This window comes from Solicola gregarius, assembly GCF_025790165.1.
Classification (GTDB): domain Bacteria; phylum Actinomycetota; class Actinomycetes; order Propionibacteriales; family Nocardioidaceae; genus Solicola; species Solicola gregarius.
The window spans coordinates 287,211-309,688 of the sequence record NZ_CP094970.1 but is presented as its reverse complement, the minus strand read 5'-3'; the positions used below and the strand labels follow the sequence as shown (position 1 = coordinate 309,688).

Below are 22,478 nucleotides of genomic sequence, written 5' to 3'. Positions count from 1 at the left end.
CATTGAGGCCGCCGACGCGGCCAGGAGGACATATGTTCAGCGCACGGAAGAAGCGGACCGCCGCTATCGCCGCCGTACTCGCGGCATCCCTGGTTGCGACCGCATGCGGCGGCAGCAGTGAGTCGGACGAGGGCGGCAAGACGACCCTGTCGATCAGCCTGTTCGGTACGTTCGGGTACGACGAGGTCGGGCTGTTCGACGCGTACATGAAGCAGCACCCGGACATCGAGATCGACTACCAATCCACCCAGGGCGAGGACAAGTACTGGCCCGCCTTGCAGACCAAGCTCAACTCCGGCAGCGGTCTCGCCGACATCCAGGGCATCGAGGTCGCGCGCATCGCCGAGGCGACCGAGAACCAGGCCGACAAGTGGAGCGACCTCTCCGACACCGAGGCGGCGCGGAACCTCGACCTGTACCCCGAGTGGAAGAGCGACGCCGCGACGACCGAAGACGGCAAGGTGATCGGCATGGGCACCGACATCGGCCCGATGGCCCTCTGCTACCGGTCTGACCTGTACGAGGAGGCCGGGTTGCCCAGCGACCCCGACGAGCTGTCGAAGCAGATCGGCTCCTGGGACGACCTGCTCGCCCTCGGCGAGGACTACTCGGCCAACGCCCCCGAGGACTCCGCGTTCCTCGACTCCGCGGGCGGTCTGTACAACGCGATCGTGTCGACGGAGTCGACGATCTACTACGACGAGGACGGCGAGCTGATCTACGACTCCAACCCGGCCGTGCGCGACGCGTTCGACCTCGCGGCGTCGGCGGGGGAGTCGGGGCTCACCGCGGGCCTCGAGCAGTTCCTGGACGCCAGCTGGGACAAGGGATTCTCGACCGGCTCGTTCGCGACGATCGCGTGCCCGTCCTGGATGGTGGGTTACATCAAGGGCAAGGCCGGTGACGACGGCAGCGGCAAGTGGGACGTCATGCCGCTGCCGGGCGGCGTCGGTGGCAACTGGGGCGGCTCCTACCTCGCGATTCCCGAGGTCAGCGAGCACCAGGAGGAGGCCGCCGACCTGATCGCGTGGCTCACCGACGCCAAGCAGCAGGCAAAGGTCTTCTCCGAGGTCGGCAACTTCCCGTCGAACACCGACGCGATGAAGCAGGTCGCCGACGTGAAGGACGAGTACTTCAACGATGCGCCGATCGGCCAGATCTTCAGCAAGTCGGCACAGACCGCGCCGACACAGCTGCTCGGTCCGCTCGATGGCGCGATCAAGAACGCCATGGTGCAGGCACTGCTGGCGGTGGAGACCGGTGACGTGAGCGCCGACGACGCCTGGGATCAGGCGGTGTCGACCGTTGAGAATCAGGTGGGCTGAGCGGATCGGTGCGGTCGGCCCGACGCAAGCCGACCGCACCGACCCGTTCGTCGCTGTCCCGCCACCGCCACCGGAGAGCCGATGACGACACCCACGACCGCGCCCGCCCGCTCGCGTACGCAGGCGCCCGTCCCCGAGCCGAAGCCGCGGCGACGGGGCCGACGCCAACGCGAGGGCCGCGTCGCGCCGTACGCGTACCTGGCGCCGTTCTTCCTGGTGTTCGCGGCGTTCGGGCTCTTCCCGCTGATCTACACGGCGTGGATCAGCCTGTACGACGCGCGTCTCGGCTCGGACATGTCGTGGGTCGGATTCGAGAACTTCCGCTGGCTGTTCACCAACCCGGAGTTCTACAACGCGGCATGGAAGACCGTGACCATCGGGGCACTCTCGACGATCCCGCAGCTGCTGCTCGCGCTCGGGTTGGCCCACCTGCTCAACTACGGCATGCGGGTGCGGATGTTCTTCCGCATCTCGATGATCCTGCCGTACGCAACGTCCGTCGCCGCGGCCACGCTGATCTTCGGGCAGATCTTCGCAACCGATGGTGGTTTCGCGAACTGGGCGATGTCGTTGGCAGGGATCGAAGCGATCGACTGGCGCAACGGCGACTGGACCGCGCAGATCGCGATCTCGGTCATCGTGATCTGGCGCTGGACCGGCTACAACGCGCTGATCTATCTCGCGGGCATGCAGACGATCTCATACGACCTGTACGAGTCGGCCGCGCTCGACGGCGCGTCCAAGTGGCAGCAGTTCCGCTACATCACGCTGCCCGGCCTACGACCGACGATCCTCTTCACCATCGTCGTCTCCACGATCGGCGCCACCCAGCTTTTCGGTGAGCCACTGTTGTTCGGTGGCGGGCTGCCGAACGGCGGCAGCACGAACCAGTACCAGACACTCGGGCTGCTCATGTACCAACAGGGCTGGCAGTTCGGCGCACTCGGTCGCGCCGCGGCCATCGCCTGGGTGTCGTTCCTGCTGATCGTCGTCCTCGTACTCCTGAACACCGCGATCGCCCGCTGGCGCATGCGCGGGACCAGCCTGCTCGGGGAGGAGGGCTGATGGCGCGCCGGCAGCGGATGGCCAACCGGCTCGGGCCGATGGGGTACGCGATGCTCGCGCTGACCGCGATCGCGTTCGTGTTCCCCTTCTACTACATGATCGTCGCGGGCAGTCGGCCGATGTCGGACATGGCGCAGTCGCCGCCCCCGTTGACCCCTGGGCCGAATCTGTGGTCGAACATCAGCACTGCGCTCGAGCAGCAGCAGATCGGGCTCGCGATCACCAACTCGGTCATCGTCTCCACGGCGATCACGGTGGGCACGGTGCTGTTCTGCACTTCGGCGGGGTACGCGTTCGCGAAGCTGCGATTCCGCGGTCGCAACACGTTGTTCGGGTTCACCGTTGCGACGATGATGATCCCGCCGACGCTCGGTGTCGTGCCGCTGTTCATGATCATGTCCGACTACGGGCTGATCGGCACCCTCGCCTCGGTCATCCTGCCGACGCTCGTCACGGCGTTCGGCGTCTTCTTCATGCGCCAGTACATCGCCCAGTCGCTGCCCGACGAGCTCATCGAGGCCGCACGTGTCGACGGCGCCTCGTCGCTGCGAATGTTCTGGAGCATCGTCCTGCCGTCGGCCCGGCCCGGGATGGCCGTGCTCGGGATGCTCACGTTCATGACGGCGTGGAACGACTTCTTCTGGCCGATCATCACGCTGAACTCCGACAACCCCACGGTGCAGGTAGCGCTCAACAACCTGGGCAGCGGGTACGTACCGGACACCGCGGTGATCATGGCGGGAACCCTCGTCGGCACCGCGCCGGTCCTGATCGCATTCGTCATCCTCGGACGCCAGATCGTCGGCGGCATCATGGCCGGCGCCGTCAAGGGATGATCGCCCGACTCACTCACCACGACCTGATCCGCCAATCGACAAAGGGAGGGGGCGCCGCGGCGTCCGCACGCTCATGACGACACAACAAGCTCACGAAGACGCTGTGCCCACCGGTATCGAGCGCGCCTTCCCGCCGAAGTTCGTGTGGGGTGCCGCGACGGCCGCGTACCAGATCGAGGGCGCCATCGACACCGACGGCAGGACGCCGTCGATCTGGGACACGTTCAGCCACACACCCGGCCGGGTTCGATCCGACGACAACGGCGACATCGCCTGCGATCACTACAACCGCTATCTCGAGGACGTCGCGCTGATGCGCGACCTCGGCCTCGACTCGTACCGCTTCTCGCTCTCCTGGCCGCGCATCACGCCGCAGGTGGATGCGAACGCTCTCGGTCCCGTCAATCAGAAGGGCATCGACTTCTACTCGCGGCTGGTGGACGCGCTGCTCGACGCGGGCATCGACCCGGTCATCACCCTGTACCACTGGGATCTGCCGCAGGCACTGGAGGACGCGGGCGGCTGGCCGAGCCGAACGACCGCGGAGCGGTTCGGGGAGTACGCCGCGGTGGCCGCCGAACACCTGGGCGACCGGGTCGCCACCTTCGTCACGCTCAACGAGCCATGGTGCTCGGCGTACCTCGGGTACGCCAGTGGCGTGCACGCGCCGGGACGTACCGACCCGGCCGCCGCGCTCGCGGCAGTGCACCACCTGAACCTCGCGCACGGGCTCGCGGTGCAGGCGATCAGACAGCAGGCACCTACTGCCAAGGTCGGCGTGACGTTGAACCTCGCGTCGGTGCGACCGCAGACGCTGCTCGACCGCGACACCGCAGCGGCACGGCGGGTCGACGGCCTGCAGAACCGCGTATTCCTCGACCCGATGCTCGACGGGCACTACCCCGACGACATCATCGACGAGACCGGCAGCGTGACGGACTGGTCTTTCGTACGCGACGGTGACCTCGACGCCATCTGCCAGCCGCTCGACACCATCGGCGTCAACTACTACAGCCCGACGGTCGTGCGGGGGTACGACGGCGACGGCCCGCGCGAGGAGTCCGACGGGCACGGCGACGGCGCGGCGTCGGCCTGGCCGGCATCCGACGACATCGAGTTCCCGCGCCAACCGGGGCCGTACACGGTGATGGGCTGGAGCATCGACCCACGGGGACTCACCGAGCTACTGCTCCGCGTGCACCGGCAGGCGCCGGGCGTCGACCTGCTGGTGACCGAGAACGGCGCGGCGTTCGATGACCTGGTCGACGGTGAGGGCCGCGTCGACGACCCGATGCGCGTCGAGTACCTGTCGCGGCACATCGCGGCCGTCGGGGACGCGATCGAGGCCGGTGCTCCGGTACGCGGGTACTTCGTCTGGTCACTGCTCGACAACTTCGAGTGGGCGTACGGCTACACGAAGCGGTTCGGGATCGTGTACGTCGACTACGCCAGCCAGCGGCGCGTACCCAAAACGAGCGCTCGCTGGTACTCGGACCTGATCGCACGGCAGGTACGGCGGCGCGGCTGAGGCGCGCCTGCGGGTCAAACGGAAGCCACGTCGGTACCCGCCCACGTCACTTGTCGGCCAGGTCGTCAGCCGCCTTCCGCCCGGCTTCGGCGGTGCGGTGCAGGAAGTCAGCGAACCGCTCGAGCTCGGCGTTCTCGTAGTCGCCGCAGATCTCGTCCACCGACGTGTTCATCCCGGCGAAGAGCCCGAGCAGCTCGGCGTTGCGATCGCGCAATGCCCGGACCTGGACTGCCCGGCGGTCGTCCGGGTCGCGGTCGCGGGATGCCCAGCCGGCGCGCTCGAGCCGGTCGAGCACCCCGGTCAGGGTGGCGCGGTGAAGCCCGGCCTGGCGCGCGAGGGCAGTCGGGGTCAGGGGGCCGTGGGCGTTGATGAGATCGAGGCAGTCCAGGTCGACCTCCTTGAGTCCGAGGCGGCCGCCTACCTGCCGGTTGAGCAGCGTGAGATGCACGCTCAGCTCGCGCAGGCCGCTCTTGACCTCGGCGGTGGCCCGTCGTCTGCCTCGGGCCGCAGTACTGGATGCTTTGGAAGTCATAATGTACGAATCTCAAATCAATATGTTATGGTTCTCGTACATTACGGCACGCGAACCGGCGGGTGTCGACTCCCAGGGGGTATCGCAAATGCACGTGGTGATCGGCTCGACGGGAAGCGTTGGGCGAGAAGCGACCGAGCAACTGTTGGCGGCCGGCGAGAAGGTGGCGGCAGTCACCCGCGATCCGGCCGCTGTGCTGCCCGAGGGTGCGCGGATGGTGCTCGGTGATCCGTCCCGGCCGGACGGTCCCACGGCACTGCCCGACGGGGTGGAGTCGATCCTGCTCAGCCCGCGCGCCGTCGGCGGCGCGACAGCGGCTCTGCTGTCGCTGGCCGCCGACCGAGGTGCGCGGCGGGTGGTGGTGCTGTCGGCCGCGACGGTGGTGCACCCCGCCGGAGAACGGCGGTTCGCCGAGCAGTTCCGCGCGGTCGAGGCGGCGGCCGAGGAGTCCGGGTTGGCGTGGACGTTCCTTCGGTGCGCCGACTTCGCCGCCAACGCCCTTGCCTGGGCGCCGCAGATCCGCGCGGCCGGCATCGTACGCGGCGCGTACGCCGCCGCGACATCCTCGCCGATCCATCACCGCGACATCGCGGAGGTGGCCGTCCGGGCGATGGTGGACCCCGAGCACGCCGGGCGTGCGTACGTGCTCACGGGGCCGCAGCCGCTCGACCAGCGCGACCGGGTCCGGATCATCGGCGAGGCGGTCGGCCGGGACCTGGTCTTCCAGGAGTTGGCCCCCGAACAGATTCGCCAGGGCATGCTCGCCCAGGGCCTTCCCGAGGAGATCCCCGACAGGCTCCTCGGCTCGCTGGCCGACTACGCGCAGAGTCCCGGCCCGTCCACCGACACCGTCGAGCGGTTGCTGGGTCGCCCCGCGCGCAGCTTCGCCGCGTGGGCCGCCGACAATGCCGGCGCCTTCGAGGAGTGACGAACATGCCGAACAGTCAGGTCGCCAGGGTCGCGCAGCGGGTGAGTCTGGTCTTCGCTGGCCTCTTCGCCGGCTTCCTCGTCGCGGTCCTCGTCCTCGAACTGTCATTGCGCGACCTCGACGGTCAGGCGTACACCGAGGTCCGGCTTGCCGAGCTCGACTCGCTGGACCGGCTAGCCACGGGCACGCTGCTGCCGGCGCTGCTTGCCACTGCGCTGCTCGCCGTCTTCGCCTACAAAGCCGACCGGCGTCGCCCGCTGCTCGCGCTGACGGCGCTCGCATTACTGGTCGCCGTCCTCGCCTTGACCCTCGTCGTCAACCTGCCGATCAACACCGATCAGCTCGACTGGAACGTGCAGTCGCCGCCGACGGACTGGATGAGCGTGCGCGACCGCTGGCAGCTCGCCCATGCGCTCCGTACAGGCGCGGCCGTGGCGGCTTTCGGAGTCCTGATCGCCGCCGCGACGCGAACACCGCCCGGTCGGCCGGTGGCTAGCGCCGGGTAGCGATCAGCACCGACGAGTCGGCCGAGACCATCACCTCGACCGCCGTGAACCGCGGATCCGTGAGCCACTGCTCGCGCATCACGTCGACGCGTCCCTCGAAGATCGGCGGCCACGACTCGCACGGCGTGAAGTCGTCGAGCACGACCATGCCGCCGGGCTCCATCAGGTCGCAGACCGCCTCGACGCTGCCCTTGACGTCGCGTACGTCGACGAACAGCAGCGCGAACGGCGCGTACTGCTCGAGCGCCGTCCAGTCTCCGGCGATCACCTCGACGCCCGACGTCTCGGCGAAGATGTCCTGCACCTTCTGCGCGAGCCCTGGGTCGAGCTCGGCGGTCACGACCCGCGCGTCGCCGCCCGTACCGCTGCTGATCCACGCCGATCCGACTCCGCACCCGGTGCCGAGCTCGGCGAGCGTGCCCTGTCGCGATGCCGCGAGGGTGGCCAGCAGGCGGCCGGTCTCGTGCCGGGTCGCGGTGATGAATCCCTCCTGCCGGGAGAGGTCGAGGGCGCGGGTGACCAGGTCTGGTACGTCGGTTGGCGCGCTCACCCCGGCAGTGTTTCATAGTCCACCAAGTGAGTTCGGTGTCTCGGATCCTGAGAAGTCCGCGCAAGTCGCTTGGCCGGTGATCGGGCGGTGACCTAACGTTGCCCGCATCATGCGGAAGTTCGTAGTAATTCTCATCTGCCGCGGCGAGGCCACGTAGGCCACCCTCGCCGCGGAGTTCGGCGTTTGGCCCGGAGCTCCCGCCGCGAGGATGAAAACCGCAACAGCGCTACCTTCCTCGGCAGTAGACCTCTCTGATGTGATCCATCGGACGGTTCGTCGCACGGCCTGGCTGGAACTCCGAGCCAGACGCCGGACGTTCCATCTATTCCGCCCGATCACCGAAGGAGAGACCGATGTACGACATGTATCCCGAGTGGGGACCCAGCCACCTGCGCGACAAGTACGACGGACAGAGCGCTGCCCAGTCCTCGACGGACCTGCGCGACAGCGGCGGCGACCGCCCCGACGACAACTGAGACCGACACGGCCGCTTCCCCCACCATGACTAAGGTCTGCGCATGACCTCACTTGCAGTCGTCCCCGGAGACGGAATCGGACCCGAAGTGACCCGCGAGGCACTTCGCGTACTCGAGACCATCGCCCCGGCATACGACCTGACGTTCACGACCACCGAGTACGACCTCGGGGCACGCCGCTATCACGCGAGCGGCGAGACACTCCCCGATGCGGTACTCGAGGAGATCCGCGGCCACGATGCGATCCTGCTCGGCGCCGTCGGCGACCCGAGCGTTCCGTCGGGCGTACTCGAGCGCGGCCTGCTGCTGCGGCTGCGCTTCGAGCTCGACCACTACGTGAACCTTCGCCCGTCCAAGCTGTTCACGGGAGTACCCTCCCCGCTCCGCGATCCCGGCGAGATCGACTTCGTCGTCGTACGCGAGGGCACAGAGGGTCCCTACGTCGGCAACGGCGGCGCGCTGCGAGTCGGCACACCGCACGAGATCGCGACCGAGGTCAGCGTCAACACGGCGTTCGGCGTCGAGCGGGTCGTCCGCGACGCGTTCGCCAGGGCGGCGGCACGACCTCGTAAGAAGCTCACCCTCGTGCACAAGAACAACGTGCTCGTGCACGCCGGGCACCTGTGGTCACGCACCGTCGACCGGGTGGCCCAGGAGTTCCCCGACATCGCCGTGGACTACCTCCACGTCGACGCCGCGACGATCTTCCTCGCGACCGATCCTGCCCGGTTCGACGTCGTCGTCACCGACAACCTGTTCGGCGACATCATCACCGACCTCGCCGCCGCGATCACCGGCGGCATCGGACTCGCCGCGAGCGGCAACGTGAACCCCGACCACACCGCGCCGAGCATGTTCGAGCCGGTCCATGGCTCCGCACCGGATATCGCGGGCCAGTCGAAGGCCGACCCGACGGCGGCGATCCTGTCGACCGTACTGCTGCTCGACCACCTCGGCCACGCCGATGCGGCGCACGACGTACAGCAGGCGGCCGAGGCCGACATCGCCGAGCGCGGCTCCGCGCCCCGACGTACCGAGGAGGTGGGCGAGGCCATCGCAGCGCGGGTGGCCGAGGGCGTACGGGTCGGCTGACCTCCACCCTCACCACTCAGCCAGGAAGGCAAGCCCACGTGACCGCGACGGTTACTCATCCGATCAGCACCACATCCAACCCCGCGCCCGCAACCGACGAGCGGCGCGCGCAGGTCCTCGGCGAACCGCGATTCGGTACGCACTTCACCGACCACATGTTCATGGCCGAGTGGAGCGTCGGCGACGGCTGGCAGGACCCGCGAGTCGTTCCGTACGGACCGCTCTCGATCGACCCGGCATCATCGGTACTGCACTACGCGCAGGAGATCTTCGAAGGGCTGAAGGCGTACGCGCATCCGGACGGCTCGATCCATGCCTTCCGGCCGTACGCCAATGCCGCCCGCATGCGTCGCTCCGCCGCACGCCTCGCCCTGCCGGCAGTTCCCGACGAGCTGTTCGTCGGCGCGGTCGACGCGCTGGTACGCGCGGACGCCGGCTGGGTGCCGACCGATGGCGAGGCCAGCCTGTACCTCCGGCCGTTCATGTTCGCGACCGAGGCGTTCTTCGGCGTACGCGCGGCGCGGCGCGCGACGTTCGCGGTGATCGCGTCGCCCGCAGGTCCGTACTTCCCGGGCGGGGTCGCGCCCGTTGAGGTGTGGCTGTCGTCGGAGTACGCCCGCGCGGGCTCCGGCGGCACGGGCGCGGCCAAGTCGGGTAGCAACTACGCGGCGAGCCTGTTGCCGCAGGCGCAGGCCGCGGCGCACGGGTGCGACCAGGTCGTGTTCCTCGATGACGTCGAGCGGCGTTGGGTCGAGGAGATCGGCGCGATGAACCTGTACTTCGTGTTCGCCGACGGTTCGATCGTGACGCCGGAGCTGTCGGGGTCCATCCTCGACGGCATCACTCGCGACTCGCTCAAGACGATCGCAACGGCGATGGGGCACGAGGTCGTCGAGCGGCGCGTCGACATCGACGAGTGGCGTGACGGCGTACGCGACGGCCGCATCGCCGAGGTCTTCGCTTGCGGCACAGCAGCGGTGGTGACACCGGTCGGACGGCTCAAGTGGGCCGACGGGGACGTCGTTCATGACGCGGGCGTCGCCGACTGTGGCCGGGCAACCGTCACCCGTGCGCTGCGCGACGAACTCGTCGGAATCCAGTACGGCCACGCCGCCGACCCGTACGGCTGGATGCACCAGATCGTCGGTGGCAGAGAACCCGTCGCAGCGGTAGGAGGCATGGGTTAACGTGCTGGATATGACAACGCCGTCCATTCGCATCGATGCGAACCCCTCGCCGACACCGCCCGAGCGGCGGGCCGAGATCCTCTCCAGTCCTGGCTTCGGCACGTACTTCACCGACCACATGTTTCTGGCGGAATGGACTCCCGATGCCGGCTGGCACGACCCGCGCGTCGTTGCGTACGGCCCGTTGTCGGTCGACCCTGCCACGGCGGTGCTGCACTATGCGCAGGAGATCTTCGAGGGCATGAAGGCGTACGCGCACCCGGACGGCTCGATCCGTACCTTCCGCCCGTACTCCAATGCCGCGCGCATGCAGCGCTCTGCGGAGCGGCTCGCGCTACCGCGGCTGCCCGAGGAGCTGTTCGTCGGTGCCATCGACAGCCTCGTGCGTACCGACGCGGAGTGGGTGCCGTCGGGCGGGGAGACCAGCCTGTACGTCCGACCCTTCATGTTCGCCTCCGAGGTGTTCCTCGGCGTGCGGCCGGCGAAGCACGTCACGTTCTCGGTGATCGCGTCGCCCGCCGGTGCGTACTTCGCGGGCGGCGTCAAGCCGGTGTCGATCTGGCTCTCGTCGGAGTACGCCCGTGCCGGGTCCGGCGGTACCGGTGCGGCCAAGTGCGGCGGCAACTATGCCGCCAGCCTGCTGCCACAGAGTCAGGCGGCCGAGCACGGCTGCGACCAGGTGGTGTTCCTCGACGACGTCGAGCACGCTTTCGTCGAGGAGCTCGGCGGCATGAACCTCTACTTCGTGTACGACGACGGCTCGATCGTCACGCCCGCGCTGTCCGGGTCGATCCTCGAGGGCATCACCCGCGAATCGGTCATGACGCTCGCAGCCGACCTCGGGCACGAGATCATCGAGCGGCGCTTCGGCATCGATGAGTGGCGCGAGGGCGTACGCGACGGCCGCATCACCGAGGTGTTCGCCTGCGGCACGGCCGCGGTACTCACGCCCGTCGGGGCACTCAAGTGGGCCGACGGTGACGACGTCGCCGAGGCGCGCAGCAGCGACGGCGAGGCCGGCAAGGTGACGATGGCGATCCGCGAGGCCCTGGTCGACATCCAGTACGGCCGTGCCGACGACCGCCACGACTGGATGCACACGGTCGCCTGACCCATCCTCCCGACGCTACCCGCCGAACAGCTCGACGGCGGGGTCGTCGTGCAACGCCGCCTCGAGCAGGCGGTTGCCGCGGTCGTACCGCAGGCTGACATCGACGCTGCGGGTCAGCGTGGGATCGTCGCCCTCGGTGAACGCGTCGCCGTAGCCGCGCGCGATGTCGCGCAGTGTGATCGTGGCCGGGCCGATGGGATCGTTCGCCGGCCACTCCTCGATCAGGCGCTGGGCGACTCCGACGAGCACCGCGTCGTACATCGGCAGCCGCTCGGCGTCGGCCTGGTCGTTGCCGAGCTCCGGCAGACCGAAACGGGCGAGGCCGTGCGTACGGATCGACGTGCCGGTGTGGGAGAACGCGAACCACTCGTGTGCTGCGGGGGAGTGCGATGCGTCGCCGTGCAGGATCCAGGGCACGGCGGTGTCGATGACGATGCCGTCATGCTCGGCGGCGATTCGCAGCGCCCGCGACCGGGCGGCGCACTCGACGTCGTGCGCCTCTGCGAGGCCCGACGCCTTGGTCACGGCGAGTACGTGGGGCCGGTCGGCGAGGCCCTCGAGATCGTCGACGGTACTCCCACGCGCGACCAACAGATCGGGTGGAGGCAGCGCACGCGAGTCGTCGGCGAACGGGCGTACGTCGACCTCGCCGCTCTCATCCAGGTCGAGTGCGGAGGCGGTCAGCACGAGATAGATGGCGCGCACGTCCGGGGTACGGGGAAGCTCGTGAGTCATCGGGTAGGAGCGTATACCGGCGCCGTCCCGGATGCTGAGACCGCGGGCCGCCGCTGTCGGGGAGGCCGCGGTACATGGCAGACTGGGGCCGTGCACACCAGCGCCACGATCATTCCAAGGCGCGTCTAGCTCGCAACCCGAGCCAGACGCGCAGCCTCTCGTACCCACGGGGGGCTTTTCTTTTTGTACTAACGCCTGTTGGCAAGACTCCCAAGCAAAGGATGCACCGTGAGTGCCACTGACGAGGGCTTCCACGTCTACGACACGACTCTGCGCGACGGCGCGCAGCAGGAGGGGCTCAACCTCTCCGTCGTCGACAAGCTCACCATCGCCCGTCACCTCGACGACCTCGGCGTCGGCTACATCGAGGGCGGCTGGCCGGGTTCGAACCCCAAGGACACCGAGTTCTTCGCACGTGCGCGCCGTGAGCTGTCGTTGCGCAATGCGACGCTCGCCGCCTTCGGCGCGACGCGGCGCCCGGGTGTGAGCGCGGCCGACGATCCGCTCGTCGCGGCGTTGCGCGAGTCCGAGGCCTCGGTCGTGACGCTGGTGGCCAAGAGCCACGACCGTCACGTCGAGCTCGCGCTGCGTACGACCCTCGACGAGAACCTCGCGATGGTGTCCGACACCGTTCGCCACCTCCGCGCGGAGGGCCGTCGGGTGTTCCTCGACTGCGAGCACTTCTTCGACGGCGTCCGCGCCAACCGCGCGTACGCGCTCGAGGTGGTACGTACCGCGGCGGAGGCCGGCGCCGAGGTGGTCGTCCTGTGCGACACCAACGGCGGCATGCTGCCGGACTGGGTGGGTGAGATCGTCGCCGACGTCGCCGACCAGACCGGGGCCCGACTCGGCATCCACTGCCACAACGACACTGGCTGCGCGGTCGCGAACTCCGTCGCCGCGGTCAACGCCGGCGCGACCCACATGCAGGGCTGCATGAACGGGTACGGCGAGCGCACCGGCAACGCGGACCTCGTCGCGGTCGTGGCGAACCTGCAGCTGAAGCTCGGCCACGAGCTGCTGCCGGGCACGTCGCTCCGCGAGGCCAGTCGCATCGCGCACGCGGTCGCGGAGGTGACGAACATCCCGCCGTCGTCGCGACAGCCGTACGTGGGCGTCTCGTCGTTCGCGCACAAGGCGGGACTTCACGCGAGCGCGATCCGCGTCGACCCCGATCTCTATCAGCACATCGACCCTGAGCGAGTCGGCAACGACATGCGGCTGCTCGTCTCGGAGATGGCGGGCCGGGCGAGCATCGAGCTCAAGGGCAAGGAGCTGGGGTACGACCTGACGTCGGACGCGCAGCAGCTTGCGCGCATCACCGAGCGTGTCAAGCGGCTCGAGCAGACCGGTTACACCTTCGAGGCCGCCGACGCATCGTTCGATCTGCTGCTCGCCGAGGAGGTCGAGGGTCAGCGACCGTCGTACTTCGCGGTCGAGTCGTGGAGGGTCATCACGGAGTCGAGTACGCCCGCCGATGCGGAGGCGCTGTCGGAGGCGACGGTGAAGCTGCGGGCCGCCGGCCAGCGCATCGTGGTCACCGGCGAGGGCAACGGTCCCGTCAACGCGCTCGACCACGCACTGCGTCAGGCGATCGAGCGCGCGTACCCGGAGGTGGAGCAATTCCGCCTGACCGACTACCGTGTCCGCATCCTCGACCAGGGCCACGGCACGGACGCCGTCATCCGAGTGCTGATCGAGACCTCAGACGGCAAGGAGTCGTGGGTGACTGTCGGTGTAGGACACAACATCGTCGAGGCGTCGTGGGAAGCGCTGCTCGACGCGGTGACGTTCGGGCTTCGTCGCCACGACGTACATTCGCCGGCGGCGACCGCATGACCGACGTGGTCGACCTGCCCTCGACGCTGCGCGAGAACGTCGAAGAGGGCTGGGGACGCGCGGGCGTTCGGTGGCTCGAGTCGTTCCCCGAGGTCCTCGCGCATGTCGCGGGGGCGTGGGAGCTTCGAGGTCGGCGATGCGTACGTGCTGAGCTTCAACTGGGTGGCGCCCGTTCGTCGGGCGGACGGGTCCCTTGCAGTGCTGAAGCTCGGCGTACCGGAGTCGGAGCACCTTTACGAGGAGGCCGCCGCGCTGCGCTGCTTCGCCGGTGACGGCGCGATCCGTCTGCTCGACCGCGACCTGGAGCACGGTGCACTGCTGCTGGAGCGCGCCGAGCCGGGCACGATGCTGCGTGAGCTCGTACCCGAACGGGACGACGATGCAACCGATGTCGTCATCGATATCCTGCGCAGGCTGCACGTTCCGCCACCCGACGGAGTGAACCTCCCCGACGTGTCGGTGCACCGGGCGTCGTTCCGCGACCACCTGCGGTACCTGCCGTGCGACGTACCACCGGTCCCGATGGTGGAGCGTGCACTGTCGCTGTTCGACGATCTCTGCGCATCCGCGACCGAGCGGGTCGTGCTGCACGGCGACCTGCACCACGACAACGTGTTGCGGTCCGAACGCGAACCCTGGTTGGCGATCGACCCGCATGGCTTGGTCGGCGATCCCGGTTTCGAGATCGCGCCGTTGCTGTACAACCCCGACCCGGGTCGCCATGACGACGAGCTGCTCGCTCTTGTGCCGGCACGGTTGGAGCGCCTCGCCGCCGGGCTCGGCGTACCGATGGACCGAGCGGTCGCCTGGGCGTACGTCGGCTGCGTACTGTCGGCGGTGTGGGATGCCGAGGGCGGCGACAGCGATGGCGGGCGGCCGCTTGACGTGGCGCTGATGCTCGAGTCCCACGTCGGCTGAGCCAACGCCGCCGTTGTACCTGCTTGCACAAGCAAGTAACGTTGCGTCATGGCACTCTTGACCTCGCGCGCGCCGACGGATCCGTACTCGGACGACGACCAGGACGATCGCTGGTGCATGACCGTACGCCTGCTGGGTCAGGTCGAAAAGGAACTGGACGACGCCCTGCGCACGAGCCACGGGCTTCCGTTGTCGGACTATCGCGCGCTGTGCGCGCTGAGCCGCCCGGACAGCCGGCCGGCCCTTCGGATGGGCGAGCTTGCGGGTCGTATCGGCCTGCAGATCAGCACGGTCACCAGGCTCGTCGGTCGACTCGAGGCGCGCGGTCTGGTCGAGCGCAGGGGAGCCGACGGCGACGGCCGGGCTGTGACGGCGACCGTCACCGCGTCGGGGCGGAAACACTATCGAGATGTCACGCCGACGTACCGTCGCGCGCTGGGCAGGGCACTTTCCGATGCAGTCGATAATGTCTATCTTGCCGACCTTGCGACGTGGGTGCTGTCGGGCGAATCCGGCGCCGGTGCGACCTCGAGGAGGCGCGATGTCTGACGTCGCCGAGCACTACGAGCGGGTGCTCGCCCGGCACTACACCTGGATGCTGGGGCCCGACTTCGAGCGTCTGGTCGTCGGGCAGGAGACCCAGCTCGCCGACCTTGTGCACGCCGTGCCGGGCTCATCCGCAACGGCCCTAGACCTGGGTTGCGGGTCGGGACTGCAGAGCCTCGCGCTTGCCCGCCTCGGCTTCGACGAGGTGATCGCCGTCGACAGCAGCGCGACATTGCTCGCCGAGCTGGAAAGGCGGACGGAGACGTCGACGGCGATTCGGACCGTGCGAGCCGACTTTGCGCACGGGCTCGACGGCATCGTGCCTCCGACCTCGGTGGCGACCGTCGTGTGTATGGGCGATACCTTGCCACACCTGCCGAGCAGGGCCGCCGTCGAGCGAGTGCTGGACGATGTCTTCCGAGTGCTGGTGCCGGGCGGGCGGCTCGTACTCACGTTTCGCGACCTCACGGTCGCGGCAAGGGGACTCGACCGCTTTCTGCCGGTCCGATCCGATGACTCAACCATCCTGACCTGCTTCCTCGAAGACGTTGGCGATCGGATCAAGGTCCACGACCTCGTCTATGTGCGCTCCGACGACGGTTCCTGGGATCTCCACAAGAGCAGCTACTTCAAGCTTCGACTCGCACCCGATCAGGTGGGCGACCAACTTGCTCGCATCGGGTTCGAGGTGAGCGAGGCGCGACCGGGCGAGCGCGGAATGTGGGTGCTCACGGCACGGCGGCCCGAGGGTCGGGTCACCGACGGGCGCGAGGAGCGCTGATGGTCACCTTCGCGTCGGTGGTCGGGGTCGCGATCATCGCGTTCGGCATGGTGATCACGCCCGGCCCGAACATGATGTACCTGGTGTCGAGGTCGATCAGCCAGGGACGCACCGCGGGGCTGATCTCGCTGGCCGGTGTCGTCACCGGCTTCGCGCTGTACGTGATCGCAACCACCGCAGGGCTGTCGGTGTTGTTCTCGACCGTTCCCGCGTTGTTCATCGTCGTCAAGGTGGCTGGTGCGCTTTACCTGCTCTATCTCGCCGTCGGCATCGTGCGGGGCGGCCGTCCGGTGTTCCGGGCGGGAGAGGCGCGCGACCACTCCCGGCGGCGGTTGTACGTCATGGGGCTCACCACCTGCCTGTTGAACCCGAAGATCGCGCTGATCTACGCGGCGCTGCTGCCGCAGTTCGTCGATCCGGACCGTGGCAGCGTCCCGCTCCAGATCGTGGTCCTCGGTCTCGTACAGATCACCGTGGCCGCACTCGTCAACGCCGGCTGGGTGCTGGCGGCCGCCGCTGCTTCGGGCGTACTCCAACGCAGTCGTACGGCCGATCGGGTTTCGCGGTGGGTCGCGGGCACGTTGCTCGGTGGATTCGCGGTGCGTCTCGGGTTGAGTCAGCCGGCGCAGTAGCGCAGCTGCGGGAGGTTCAACTCGTGTGGAGGGCGTGAAGCTTCGTCGCGTCGTCGGCGGTAGCGGCTCGGTACACGACCACCTCCAGCCCCGGGCTCGAGCGGGCATCGAACGCCTGAACGGCCACGGTGAGCTCGCCGACGACCGGGTGGAGGAGACGCTTGCGCCGTAGTCGCCGGCCTCGAACGAGATTGGTCGCCCAGATCTGCCGGAATCGTGGGCTGTCGGAGGCGACCCGGTCCATGACGGCGTTGATGCGATCGTTCGTCGGGTTCTCGCCGTGGAGGAGTCGGAATGCGGCTGCCGTGTACTCCGCGATCTGGTCCCAGTCGCGATAGAACGTGGGTGACTGTGGGGCGAGGAATACCGACTCGAGCAGGTTCCGCGAGTATGGGAAGCCGCAGAACATCGCTTCGCCGAGTCGGTTCGTCGCAACGACGTCGAGGGCGTTGCCGAGGATGATGATCGGATTGTCGGCCAGCGAGTCGATGAGGTCGCGCAGGTCGGGATCGAGACCCCGATCGGTCGGTACGGGCATTGCCGGTGTGATGCCCGCGAGCCGGAACAGGTGCTTGGTGTTGTGGCCGTCGAGGAGCAGCGCGCGTGCGATCGCGGCGGTCGTCTGCGTCGAGGGGGACCGTTCCCGACCCTGCTCCAGGCGGATGTAGTAGTCGACGCTGACGCCCGCTCGGGCAGCAACCTCCTCCCTGCGGAGGCCCGGTACGCGGCGCCGATGGGTGTCGTGGATGCCTGCGTCGCCCGGGCTCAACTGGTCGCGGGTGGTTCGCAGATAGTCGCCGAGCTCGGACACGCCGCAACGATACCGTCGGCCGGGCCTCTTCCAGGGTGTGCTGCACCCAGGAAGAACGCGGCCTTCCGCGTACGTGCTGGTACGCGCAAGGTGGCACCATGACACCTAGGAACGCCCACGCCCGCCCCAACGCCGTCGTGATCGGGGCAGGGCCCGGCATCGGCTTCTCTACGGCGCGGCGGTTCGCGATCGAGGGGTACGACGTCGGGCTGGTCTCGCGGACGGAGCCTCGCCTGCGCGAGCTTGCAGCTCGGCTGTCCGGCGACGTGCGAGTCGACGGCGAGGTCGCGTACGTCGCGGCGGACGCTGGCGAGGGAACCGCACTGCGCAATGCGATTCTCGAGCTCGAGGAGCGGCTCGGGCCGACCGACGTCCTCGTGTTCTGCCCGCTGCCCGACGTTGATCTCATCAAACCTGTCCTCGACACGACGGCCGACGATCTCGTGTCCGCGTTGACGCTCGGCGTCGGTGGGGCAACGACGGCGGTATCGACCGTGGTGGAGGGAATGCTCGAGCGGCGGCACGGCTCGCTACTGTTCACCACCGGCAGCGGCGCCACGCAGCCCTCGTCGGACCGCGCCGCCAGCGCCGTGGCCACGACCGCCGCCGCGGCGTACTTCCGGCTGTTGCGCGACGCGCTCCGACCGTCCGGCGTCAACGTCGCGCACCTGACGATCCGCGGAGCCGTCGGACCTGGGCTACGGCACGAGCCGGACGCCGTTGCGGACATGCTGTGGGACGCGAATCGCGATCCGGGTGATGGCTTCCCGGGTCTGGGGTTGGGGTAGGGGTGACGCAAGAATCGACCTTTGACCGCCTCCGGCCGGTCAAAGGTCGATTCTTGCCGACGGCCCGCGCTCACGCACAATCCCGAGCAGCTCATCGAGCTCGTCGATGAGACGTCCTCGCAAAACCGCCGCCCGTCCCGCGAAGGCCCGCTGCCCCGCGACGTACTCCGCCTTGCCTGCAGGGTCCTCTATCCGCACGGGGGCGTATCCGAGTGAGCTCAGGTCGTACGGCGAGGCACGCATGTCCAGCTCGCGAATGTCGCGCGCGAGCTCGAAGCAGTCGGCGACCAGCTCCGAGCGTACGAACGGCGAGAACTTGTACGCCGCTCGGTAGAGATCCATGTTCGCGTGGAGGCATCCCGGCTGCTCCTTCGACGGCTGCGTCGCCCGGCTCAGCTCGGCCGCATTGCGCGGTCGGGCCTCATCGGTGAAGAACCGGAACGCGTCGAAGTGGGTGCAGCGCAGCTGGTGCGACTCCACCACCTCGTCCGTCCCGCGATGCCCGAGTCGCAGCGGGTACGCCTCGTGGCGCACCTCGTCGCGACGCGTTCGGTACACCATCGCCCACTCGTGCAGGCCGAAGCAGTTCGTACGTGCGTCGCGTCCCTGCGTGAGCGCGAGCAGATCGCGCATCCACACCAGACCGTCGCGCCGCCGCCCGAGTCGCTCCGGATCGGCACCGACCCCGTCGTCGTACGCGCGGTAGTCGGCGAGCGCTCGGTAGCCGTCGACGCCCGGCCCGGCGAGCACCTGACCGATGCCCGGGTGCCACCGCTCCAGCTTGCCCGGCGAGAACGAGTAGTACTCGAACAGGAAGTCCTCGACCGGATGCCGTACCCCCGACTCACGGCGGGCGAGGTGCGGTGCCGTCCACGTACGTACGCGGGCACGGTGCTCTGCCGCGACCGGATGCCAGTCGTCGGTTGCCCAGACCGTGAGCGCCATGACCTTACGGGACGGCCCGGCACTCACTGCAGGTGCCGAAGATCTCGAGCGTGTGCTGGACGTCGACGAACCCGTTCTCGGCGGCCTTCTGGTTGGTCCAGCGCTCGACGGTGGGCCCCTCGATCTCGACGGTACGACCACAGTGGCGGCATACGAGGTGGTGGTGATGCCCCTTACTGCATTGGCGATACAGCGCCTCGCCGTCATCCTTGCGGAGTACGTCGACCTCCTCGGCATCGGCGAGTGCCTGCAGGTTGCGGTAGACGGTGCTCAGCCCGATCGACTCGCCCTGGCTGCGGAGCAGGTCGTGGATCTGCTGTGCGCTCGAGAACCCGTCCAGCTCGTCGAGCACGGCCGCGACGGCCCGGCGTTGCCGGGTCGTGCGGATCTGTGGCTTGGACATCGGGTTGCTCTCAGTGCTCGTCGTAGTGGCCTTGGTGGGAGGCGTGTCGGTGACCGCCATGAATGTAGTCGACGTGGTCGCCGTGGGGGACCGCCGCGTGACCGCAGTCGTCGCCGTGTTCGTGAGGGTGTTCGACGGCCGGTACGTGGGCGGGCTCGACGGTCGCGTCGAACGGCAGCCGTCTGCGGCGTGCTGCGCGGATGGCGGCCCCGACCGGCGCGGTCACCAGGAAGAACGCGAGCGCGATCATCACGATCGTGGGCCCGGGCGAGGTGTCGTACTCGAAGCTCGCGCCGACCCCGGAGATCGAGGCGATGACTCCGAGGACCATCGCGATACCGAAGGTCGTCCGGAAGCTGCGCGTGAACTGTTGCGCGGTGGCAACGGGTACGACCATCAGCGCCGATACCAGCAGCAGGCCGACCGTGCGCATCGAGACCGTGACGGTGACGGCCGCGAGCACGGCGATCAACAGCCCGTACGCACGGACGGGCACGCCCGTGACGCGCGCGTACTCCTCGTCCTGGCACACCGCGAACAGCTGTGGGGCAAGGCCGATCGCGACGATGAGCACGACGGCGGCGAGGATCCAGACGAGCCGGAGGTCGGAGTCGGACACCGTGGTGATCGCCCCGAACAGATAGCTGTTCAGGGTCGCGACGGAGTCGCCCGCGAGGTTGGTCAGCAGCACGCCACCCGCGATGCCTCCGTAGAAGAGCAGCGCGAGTGCGACGTCGCCGCTCGTACGTCCGTACGCGCGCAGCAGCTCGATGGCGAGCGCGCCGAGCGCCGAGACGATCACGGCGGTGACGAGGGGAGCCTGGTTCGTCAGCAGCCCGACGGCCACGCCGGTCAGCGCGATGTGTCCGATGCCGTCTCCGAGCAGGGCAAGACGCCGCTGCACGAGGTACGTGCCGATCGCGGGCGCCGTGAGTCCGGTCAACAGCGCGGCGGTCAGCGCGCGCCGCATGAAGTCGTAGTCGAGCAGCTCGAGCGTCACGGCCATACCCCCTCGGGCGGTACGGCGGCGCCGTCGACCGGCTCGCTCGAGTGCAGATGGTGCTGGTCGCCGCTGTGGTCGCGCTCGTCGGGTACGGCTCCGTCGTACGCGATGCGTCCGTCGCGCAGCACGATCGCGCGGTCGACCATGGTCCGGAACGGACCGAGCTCGTGCGCGACCATGACGACGGTCGTCTGCTCGGAGAGCATTCGGCGGAGTACGCCGGCGAGGATCTCCTGGCTGTGCTGGTCGACGCCGGCCGTCGGCTCATCCATGACCAACAGCTCCGGTTCGCCTGCAAGTGCGCGTGCGATCATCACTCGCTGCTGCTGGCCACCGGAAAGCTGCGCGACCGGGTCGCCTTCGCGCGCGGCGAGGTCGACGAGCTCGAGCGCTTCGCGAACGGCGCGTCGGTCGCGTGCCGTCGCCCAGCCGGCGTACCTGCGACGTGCGAGGCGGCCGGTCATCACCACCTCGCCGACCGTCGACGGCACTCCCGACGTCGCGGTCGACCGCTGCGGCACGTACCCGACGCGCCGCCAGTCGCGGAACCGTTCGATCGACGTACCGAACAGCTCGACCGTGCCCGTCGCCAGCGGCAGCAGTCGCACGCAGGCGCGTACGAGTGTCGACTTGCCGGAGCCGTTGCTGCCGAGGAGCGTGACGAACTCGCCCGCGGCGACCGAGAGGTCGACCTGCCGGACGATCGGCCTGCCGCCGAGTACGACGCCGACATCGTGCAGCGCAAGGGGGTCGCTATCTTCCTCGCCGCTCATGGTTCTTGGTCGCGCTCGGTCGTCCGCTCGCTCCGCGGACCGCCCTCCTCCGTCGGGCCGGCCACTTCGCTCGCTACCTTCCTCGCCGCTCATGGTTCTTGGTCGCGCTCGGTCGTCCGCTCGCTCCGCGGACCGCCCTCCTCCGTCGGGCCGGCCACTTCGCTCGCTACCTTCCTCGCCGCTCATGAGCAGCCGTTCGCCTCCATCAGCGCGTCGAGGTTCTGTTTCATCAGGGAAACGTACGTCTCGTCGGCGGTGTCGTCACTGAGCCCCTCGATCGGGTCGAGCGTCGCAACGTCGGCGCCGGTCTCGTCGGCCACCGTCTCGGCGACCGCGGGGCTGACGAGCTCCTCGGTGAAGATCGTCGTGATCCCATCCTCGCGCACGAGGTCGGTGATGTCAGCGAGCTGCTCCGGTGACGGCTCGGTGCTCGGGTCGAGCCCGGCGATGCCCACCTGTTCGAGGCCGTACCGTGCGGCGAGGTAACCGAATGCGTCGTGGCTCGTCACGATCGTGCTGCGTTCGCAGTTCGCGAGCCCCTTCTCGTACGCGCGGTCGAGCCCGCGGAGCTCATCGGTGAACGCCTTTGCGTTCTTCGCGAACTCCTTGGCGTGGTCGGGGTCCGCGTCGCTCAGATGGTCGGCCGCCGCCTCGGTGATCGCGATCATGTTGTTCGGATCGAGCCAGACATGAGGGTCGAGGCTGCCGTGGTCGTGCCCCTCCTCGCCCTCGTGCTCGTGCTCGCCTTCCTCAGCCTCGTGGAGGGTGACCACGTCGGCGACGTCGAGTCGGGCGTCGTCGGACAGGTCGGCCTGGTCGACGGCGTCGTCGACGGCCGGCTGGAAGCCCGTCTCGAAGATCGCGAGGTCGGCGTCCTGGACCGCCGCGACCTGCTTCGGTGCGAGCTCGATGTCGTGCGGTTCCGCGCCCGGCGAGGTGAGGTTCTCGACGTCGACCGCATCGCCGCCGACCTGCTCGGCGACGTACGCGAACGGGTAGAACGACGCGACGACGCGCGTACCCGATGCCGAGTCGGCGTCGCCTCCGCACGCGGTGAGCAGCAGCACCGGAGCGACGGCGGCGAGGAGCAGGGGGAGTGGAATCGCATAGGACGATTCCACCGCAAATGAGAATCATTGTCAAATGCGGTTGAGCCCGGTGAGCCGAC

Annotated in this window: 25 protein-coding genes; 16 read left to right on the top strand and 9 right to left on the bottom strand. The window is 68.7% G+C overall.

Going from position 1 to position 22,478, the window contains the following annotated elements:
• The first annotated feature begins 32 nt into the window (after positions 1–32).
• The 4 genes from L0C25_RS01605 to L0C25_RS01590 all read left to right on the top strand — a co-directional run bounded on the left by L0C25_RS01605 (position 33) and on the right by L0C25_RS01590 (position 4,754).
• Positions 33–1,325, top strand: coding sequence for an ABC transporter substrate-binding protein (locus L0C25_RS01605; protein WP_271634624.1), 1,293 nt, complete (start codon positions 33–35; stop codon positions 1,323–1,325).
• Positions 1,326–1,406: 81 nt separating this feature from the next.
• A complete protein-coding gene (locus L0C25_RS01600; RefSeq protein WP_271634623.1) occupies positions 1,407–2,390 on the top strand; it encodes a carbohydrate ABC transporter permease in 984 nt (327 codons plus the stop codon).
• Complete coding sequence (locus tag L0C25_RS01595) at positions 2,390–3,226, top strand: carbohydrate ABC transporter permease (protein ID WP_271634622.1); 837 nt, start codon at positions 2,390–2,392, stop codon at positions 3,224–3,226. Before L0C25_RS01600 ends, L0C25_RS01595 begins: the two co-directional genes overlap by 1 nt.
• Positions 3,227–3,329: 103 nt before the next feature.
• Positions 3,330–4,754, top strand: coding sequence for a GH1 family beta-glucosidase (locus L0C25_RS01590; RefSeq protein WP_271634621.1), 1,425 nt, complete (start codon positions 3,330–3,332; stop codon positions 4,752–4,754).
• A gap of 46 nt (positions 4,755–4,800) precedes the next feature.
• Here L0C25_RS01590 and L0C25_RS01585 read toward each other — a convergent pair whose 3' ends face one another.
• The gene (locus L0C25_RS01585; RefSeq protein ID WP_271634620.1) at positions 4,801–5,286 is read right to left on the bottom strand and encodes a MarR family winged helix-turn-helix transcriptional regulator; all 486 of its coding nucleotides are present in this window, start codon (positions 5,284–5,286) and stop codon (positions 4,801–4,803) included.
• Between the two features lie 88 nt (positions 5,287–5,374).
• Between L0C25_RS01585 and L0C25_RS01580 the strand changes: the two genes are divergently transcribed.
• Together L0C25_RS01580 and L0C25_RS01575 are read left to right on the top strand one after the other, a co-directional pair.
• Positions 5,375–6,214, top strand: a complete 840-nt coding sequence (locus tag L0C25_RS01580; protein WP_271634619.1) for an NAD(P)H-binding protein — start codon at positions 5,375–5,377, stop codon at positions 6,212–6,214.
• 5 nt (positions 6,215–6,219) lie between these two features.
• A complete protein-coding gene (locus L0C25_RS01575) occupies positions 6,220–6,720 on the top strand; it encodes an anthrone oxygenase family protein (RefSeq protein ID WP_271634618.1) in 501 nt (166 codons plus the stop codon).
• Here L0C25_RS01575 and L0C25_RS01570 read toward each other — a convergent pair.
• Positions 6,707–7,270 carry an O-methyltransferase gene (locus tag L0C25_RS01570; RefSeq protein WP_271634617.1) on the bottom strand — a complete coding sequence of 188 codons (564 nt, stop codon included), beginning with the start codon at positions 7,268–7,270 and terminating at the stop codon, positions 6,707–6,709. The two genes, L0C25_RS01575 and L0C25_RS01570, sit on opposite strands and share 14 nt — an antisense overlap.
• Before the next feature lie 353 nt (positions 7,271–7,623).
• Here L0C25_RS01570 and L0C25_RS01565 point away from each other — a divergent pair, with 353 nt between their 5' ends.
• Genes L0C25_RS01565 through L0C25_RS01550 form a run of 4 tightly spaced genes read left to right on the top strand, consistent with a single transcriptional unit; the run spans position 7,624 to position 11,136 of the window.
• The gene (locus L0C25_RS01565; RefSeq protein WP_271634616.1) at positions 7,624–7,746 is read left to right on the top strand and encodes a hypothetical protein; all 123 of its coding nucleotides are present in this window, start codon (positions 7,624–7,626) and stop codon (positions 7,744–7,746) included.
• Positions 7,747–7,788: 42 nt separating this feature from the next.
• Positions 7,789–8,838: a 3-isopropylmalate dehydrogenase gene (locus L0C25_RS01560; protein WP_271634615.1), complete on the top strand. Its 1,050-nt coding sequence runs from the start codon at positions 7,789–7,791 to the stop codon at positions 8,836–8,838.
• A 38-nt stretch (positions 8,839–8,876) separates the two neighbouring features.
• On the top strand, positions 8,877–10,025 hold the full coding sequence (locus tag L0C25_RS01555) for a branched-chain amino acid aminotransferase (RefSeq protein ID WP_271634614.1): 1,149 nt from the start codon (positions 8,877–8,879) through the stop codon (positions 10,023–10,025).
• 10 nt (positions 10,026–10,035) lie between these two features.
• Positions 10,036–11,136, top strand: coding sequence for a branched-chain amino acid aminotransferase (locus tag L0C25_RS01550; protein WP_271634613.1), 1,101 nt, complete (start codon positions 10,036–10,038; stop codon positions 11,134–11,136).
• A gap of 15 nt (positions 11,137–11,151) precedes the next feature.
• Here L0C25_RS01550 and L0C25_RS01545 read toward each other — a convergent pair whose 3' ends face one another.
• A complete protein-coding gene (locus L0C25_RS01545) occupies positions 11,152–11,871 on the bottom strand; it encodes a hypothetical protein (protein ID WP_271634612.1) in 720 nt (239 codons plus the stop codon).
• Positions 11,872–12,099: 228 nt separating this feature from the next.
• Here L0C25_RS01545 and cimA point away from each other — a divergent pair, with 228 nt between their 5' ends.
• The 5 genes from cimA to L0C25_RS01520 all read left to right on the top strand — a co-directional run bounded on the left by cimA (position 12,100) and on the right by L0C25_RS01520 (position 16,587).
• Positions 12,100–13,710 (top strand): citramalate synthase, encoded by a 1,611-nt coding sequence (gene cimA, locus L0C25_RS01540; RefSeq protein WP_271634611.1) that lies wholly within the window; start codon positions 12,100–12,102, stop codon positions 13,708–13,710.
• A gap of 102 nt (positions 13,711–13,812) precedes the next feature.
• The gene (locus L0C25_RS01535; protein WP_271634610.1) at positions 13,813–14,628 is read left to right on the top strand and encodes an aminoglycoside phosphotransferase family protein; all 816 of its coding nucleotides are present in this window, start codon (positions 13,813–13,815) and stop codon (positions 14,626–14,628) included.
• A 48-nt stretch (positions 14,629–14,676) separates the two neighbouring features.
• The gene (locus L0C25_RS01530; RefSeq protein WP_271634609.1) at positions 14,677–15,177 is read left to right on the top strand and encodes a MarR family winged helix-turn-helix transcriptional regulator; all 501 of its coding nucleotides are present in this window, start codon (positions 14,677–14,679) and stop codon (positions 15,175–15,177) included.
• On the top strand, positions 15,170–15,955 hold the full coding sequence (locus tag L0C25_RS01525; RefSeq protein ID WP_271634608.1) for a class I SAM-dependent methyltransferase: 786 nt from the start codon (positions 15,170–15,172) through the stop codon (positions 15,953–15,955). The genes L0C25_RS01530 and L0C25_RS01525 overlap by 8 nt, the downstream gene beginning before the upstream one ends.
• The gene (locus tag L0C25_RS01520; protein WP_271634607.1) at positions 15,955–16,587 is read left to right on the top strand and encodes a LysE family translocator; all 633 of its coding nucleotides are present in this window, start codon (positions 15,955–15,957) and stop codon (positions 16,585–16,587) included. Before L0C25_RS01525 ends, L0C25_RS01520 begins: the two co-directional genes overlap by 1 nt.
• A gap of 16 nt (positions 16,588–16,603) precedes the next feature.
• Here L0C25_RS01520 and L0C25_RS01515 read toward each other — a convergent pair whose 3' ends face one another.
• Positions 16,604–17,398 (bottom strand): helix-turn-helix domain-containing protein, encoded by a 795-nt coding sequence (locus tag L0C25_RS01515; protein ID WP_271634606.1) that lies wholly within the window; start codon positions 17,396–17,398, stop codon positions 16,604–16,606.
• 98 nt (positions 17,399–17,496) lie between these two features.
• Between L0C25_RS01515 and L0C25_RS01510 the strand changes: the two genes are divergently transcribed.
• On the top strand, positions 17,497–18,186 hold the full coding sequence (locus tag L0C25_RS01510; RefSeq protein ID WP_271634605.1) for an SDR family NAD(P)-dependent oxidoreductase: 690 nt from the start codon (positions 17,497–17,499) through the stop codon (positions 18,184–18,186).
• Positions 18,187–18,225: 39 nt separating this feature from the next.
• Here the strand turns inward: L0C25_RS01510 and L0C25_RS01505 are convergent, their stop codons facing one another.
• The 5 genes from L0C25_RS01505 to L0C25_RS01485 form a co-directional block, all read right to left on the bottom strand.
• Entirely contained in the window at positions 18,226–19,131 is a 906-nt protein-coding gene (locus tag L0C25_RS01505; protein WP_271634604.1) for a 3-methyladenine DNA glycosylase, read from the bottom strand.
• 4 nt (positions 19,132–19,135) lie between these two features.
• The gene (locus tag L0C25_RS01500) at positions 19,136–19,534 is read right to left on the bottom strand and encodes a Fur family transcriptional regulator (RefSeq protein ID WP_271634603.1); all 399 of its coding nucleotides are present in this window, start codon (positions 19,532–19,534) and stop codon (positions 19,136–19,138) included.
• Positions 19,535–19,544: 10 nt separating this feature from the next.
• Positions 19,545–20,540: a metal ABC transporter permease gene (locus L0C25_RS01495; protein WP_271634602.1), complete on the bottom strand. Its 996-nt coding sequence runs from the start codon at positions 20,538–20,540 to the stop codon at positions 19,545–19,547.
• Complete coding sequence (locus L0C25_RS01490; protein ID WP_271634601.1) at positions 20,531–21,310, bottom strand: metal ABC transporter ATP-binding protein; 780 nt, start codon at positions 21,308–21,310, stop codon at positions 20,531–20,533. Before L0C25_RS01490 ends, L0C25_RS01495 begins: the two co-directional genes overlap by 10 nt.
• A gap of 182 nt (positions 21,311–21,492) precedes the next feature.
• On the bottom strand, positions 21,493–22,431 hold the full coding sequence (locus L0C25_RS01485; protein WP_271634600.1) for a metal ABC transporter substrate-binding protein: 939 nt from the start codon (positions 22,429–22,431) through the stop codon (positions 21,493–21,495).
• Positions 22,432–22,478: the final 47 nt, after the last annotated feature.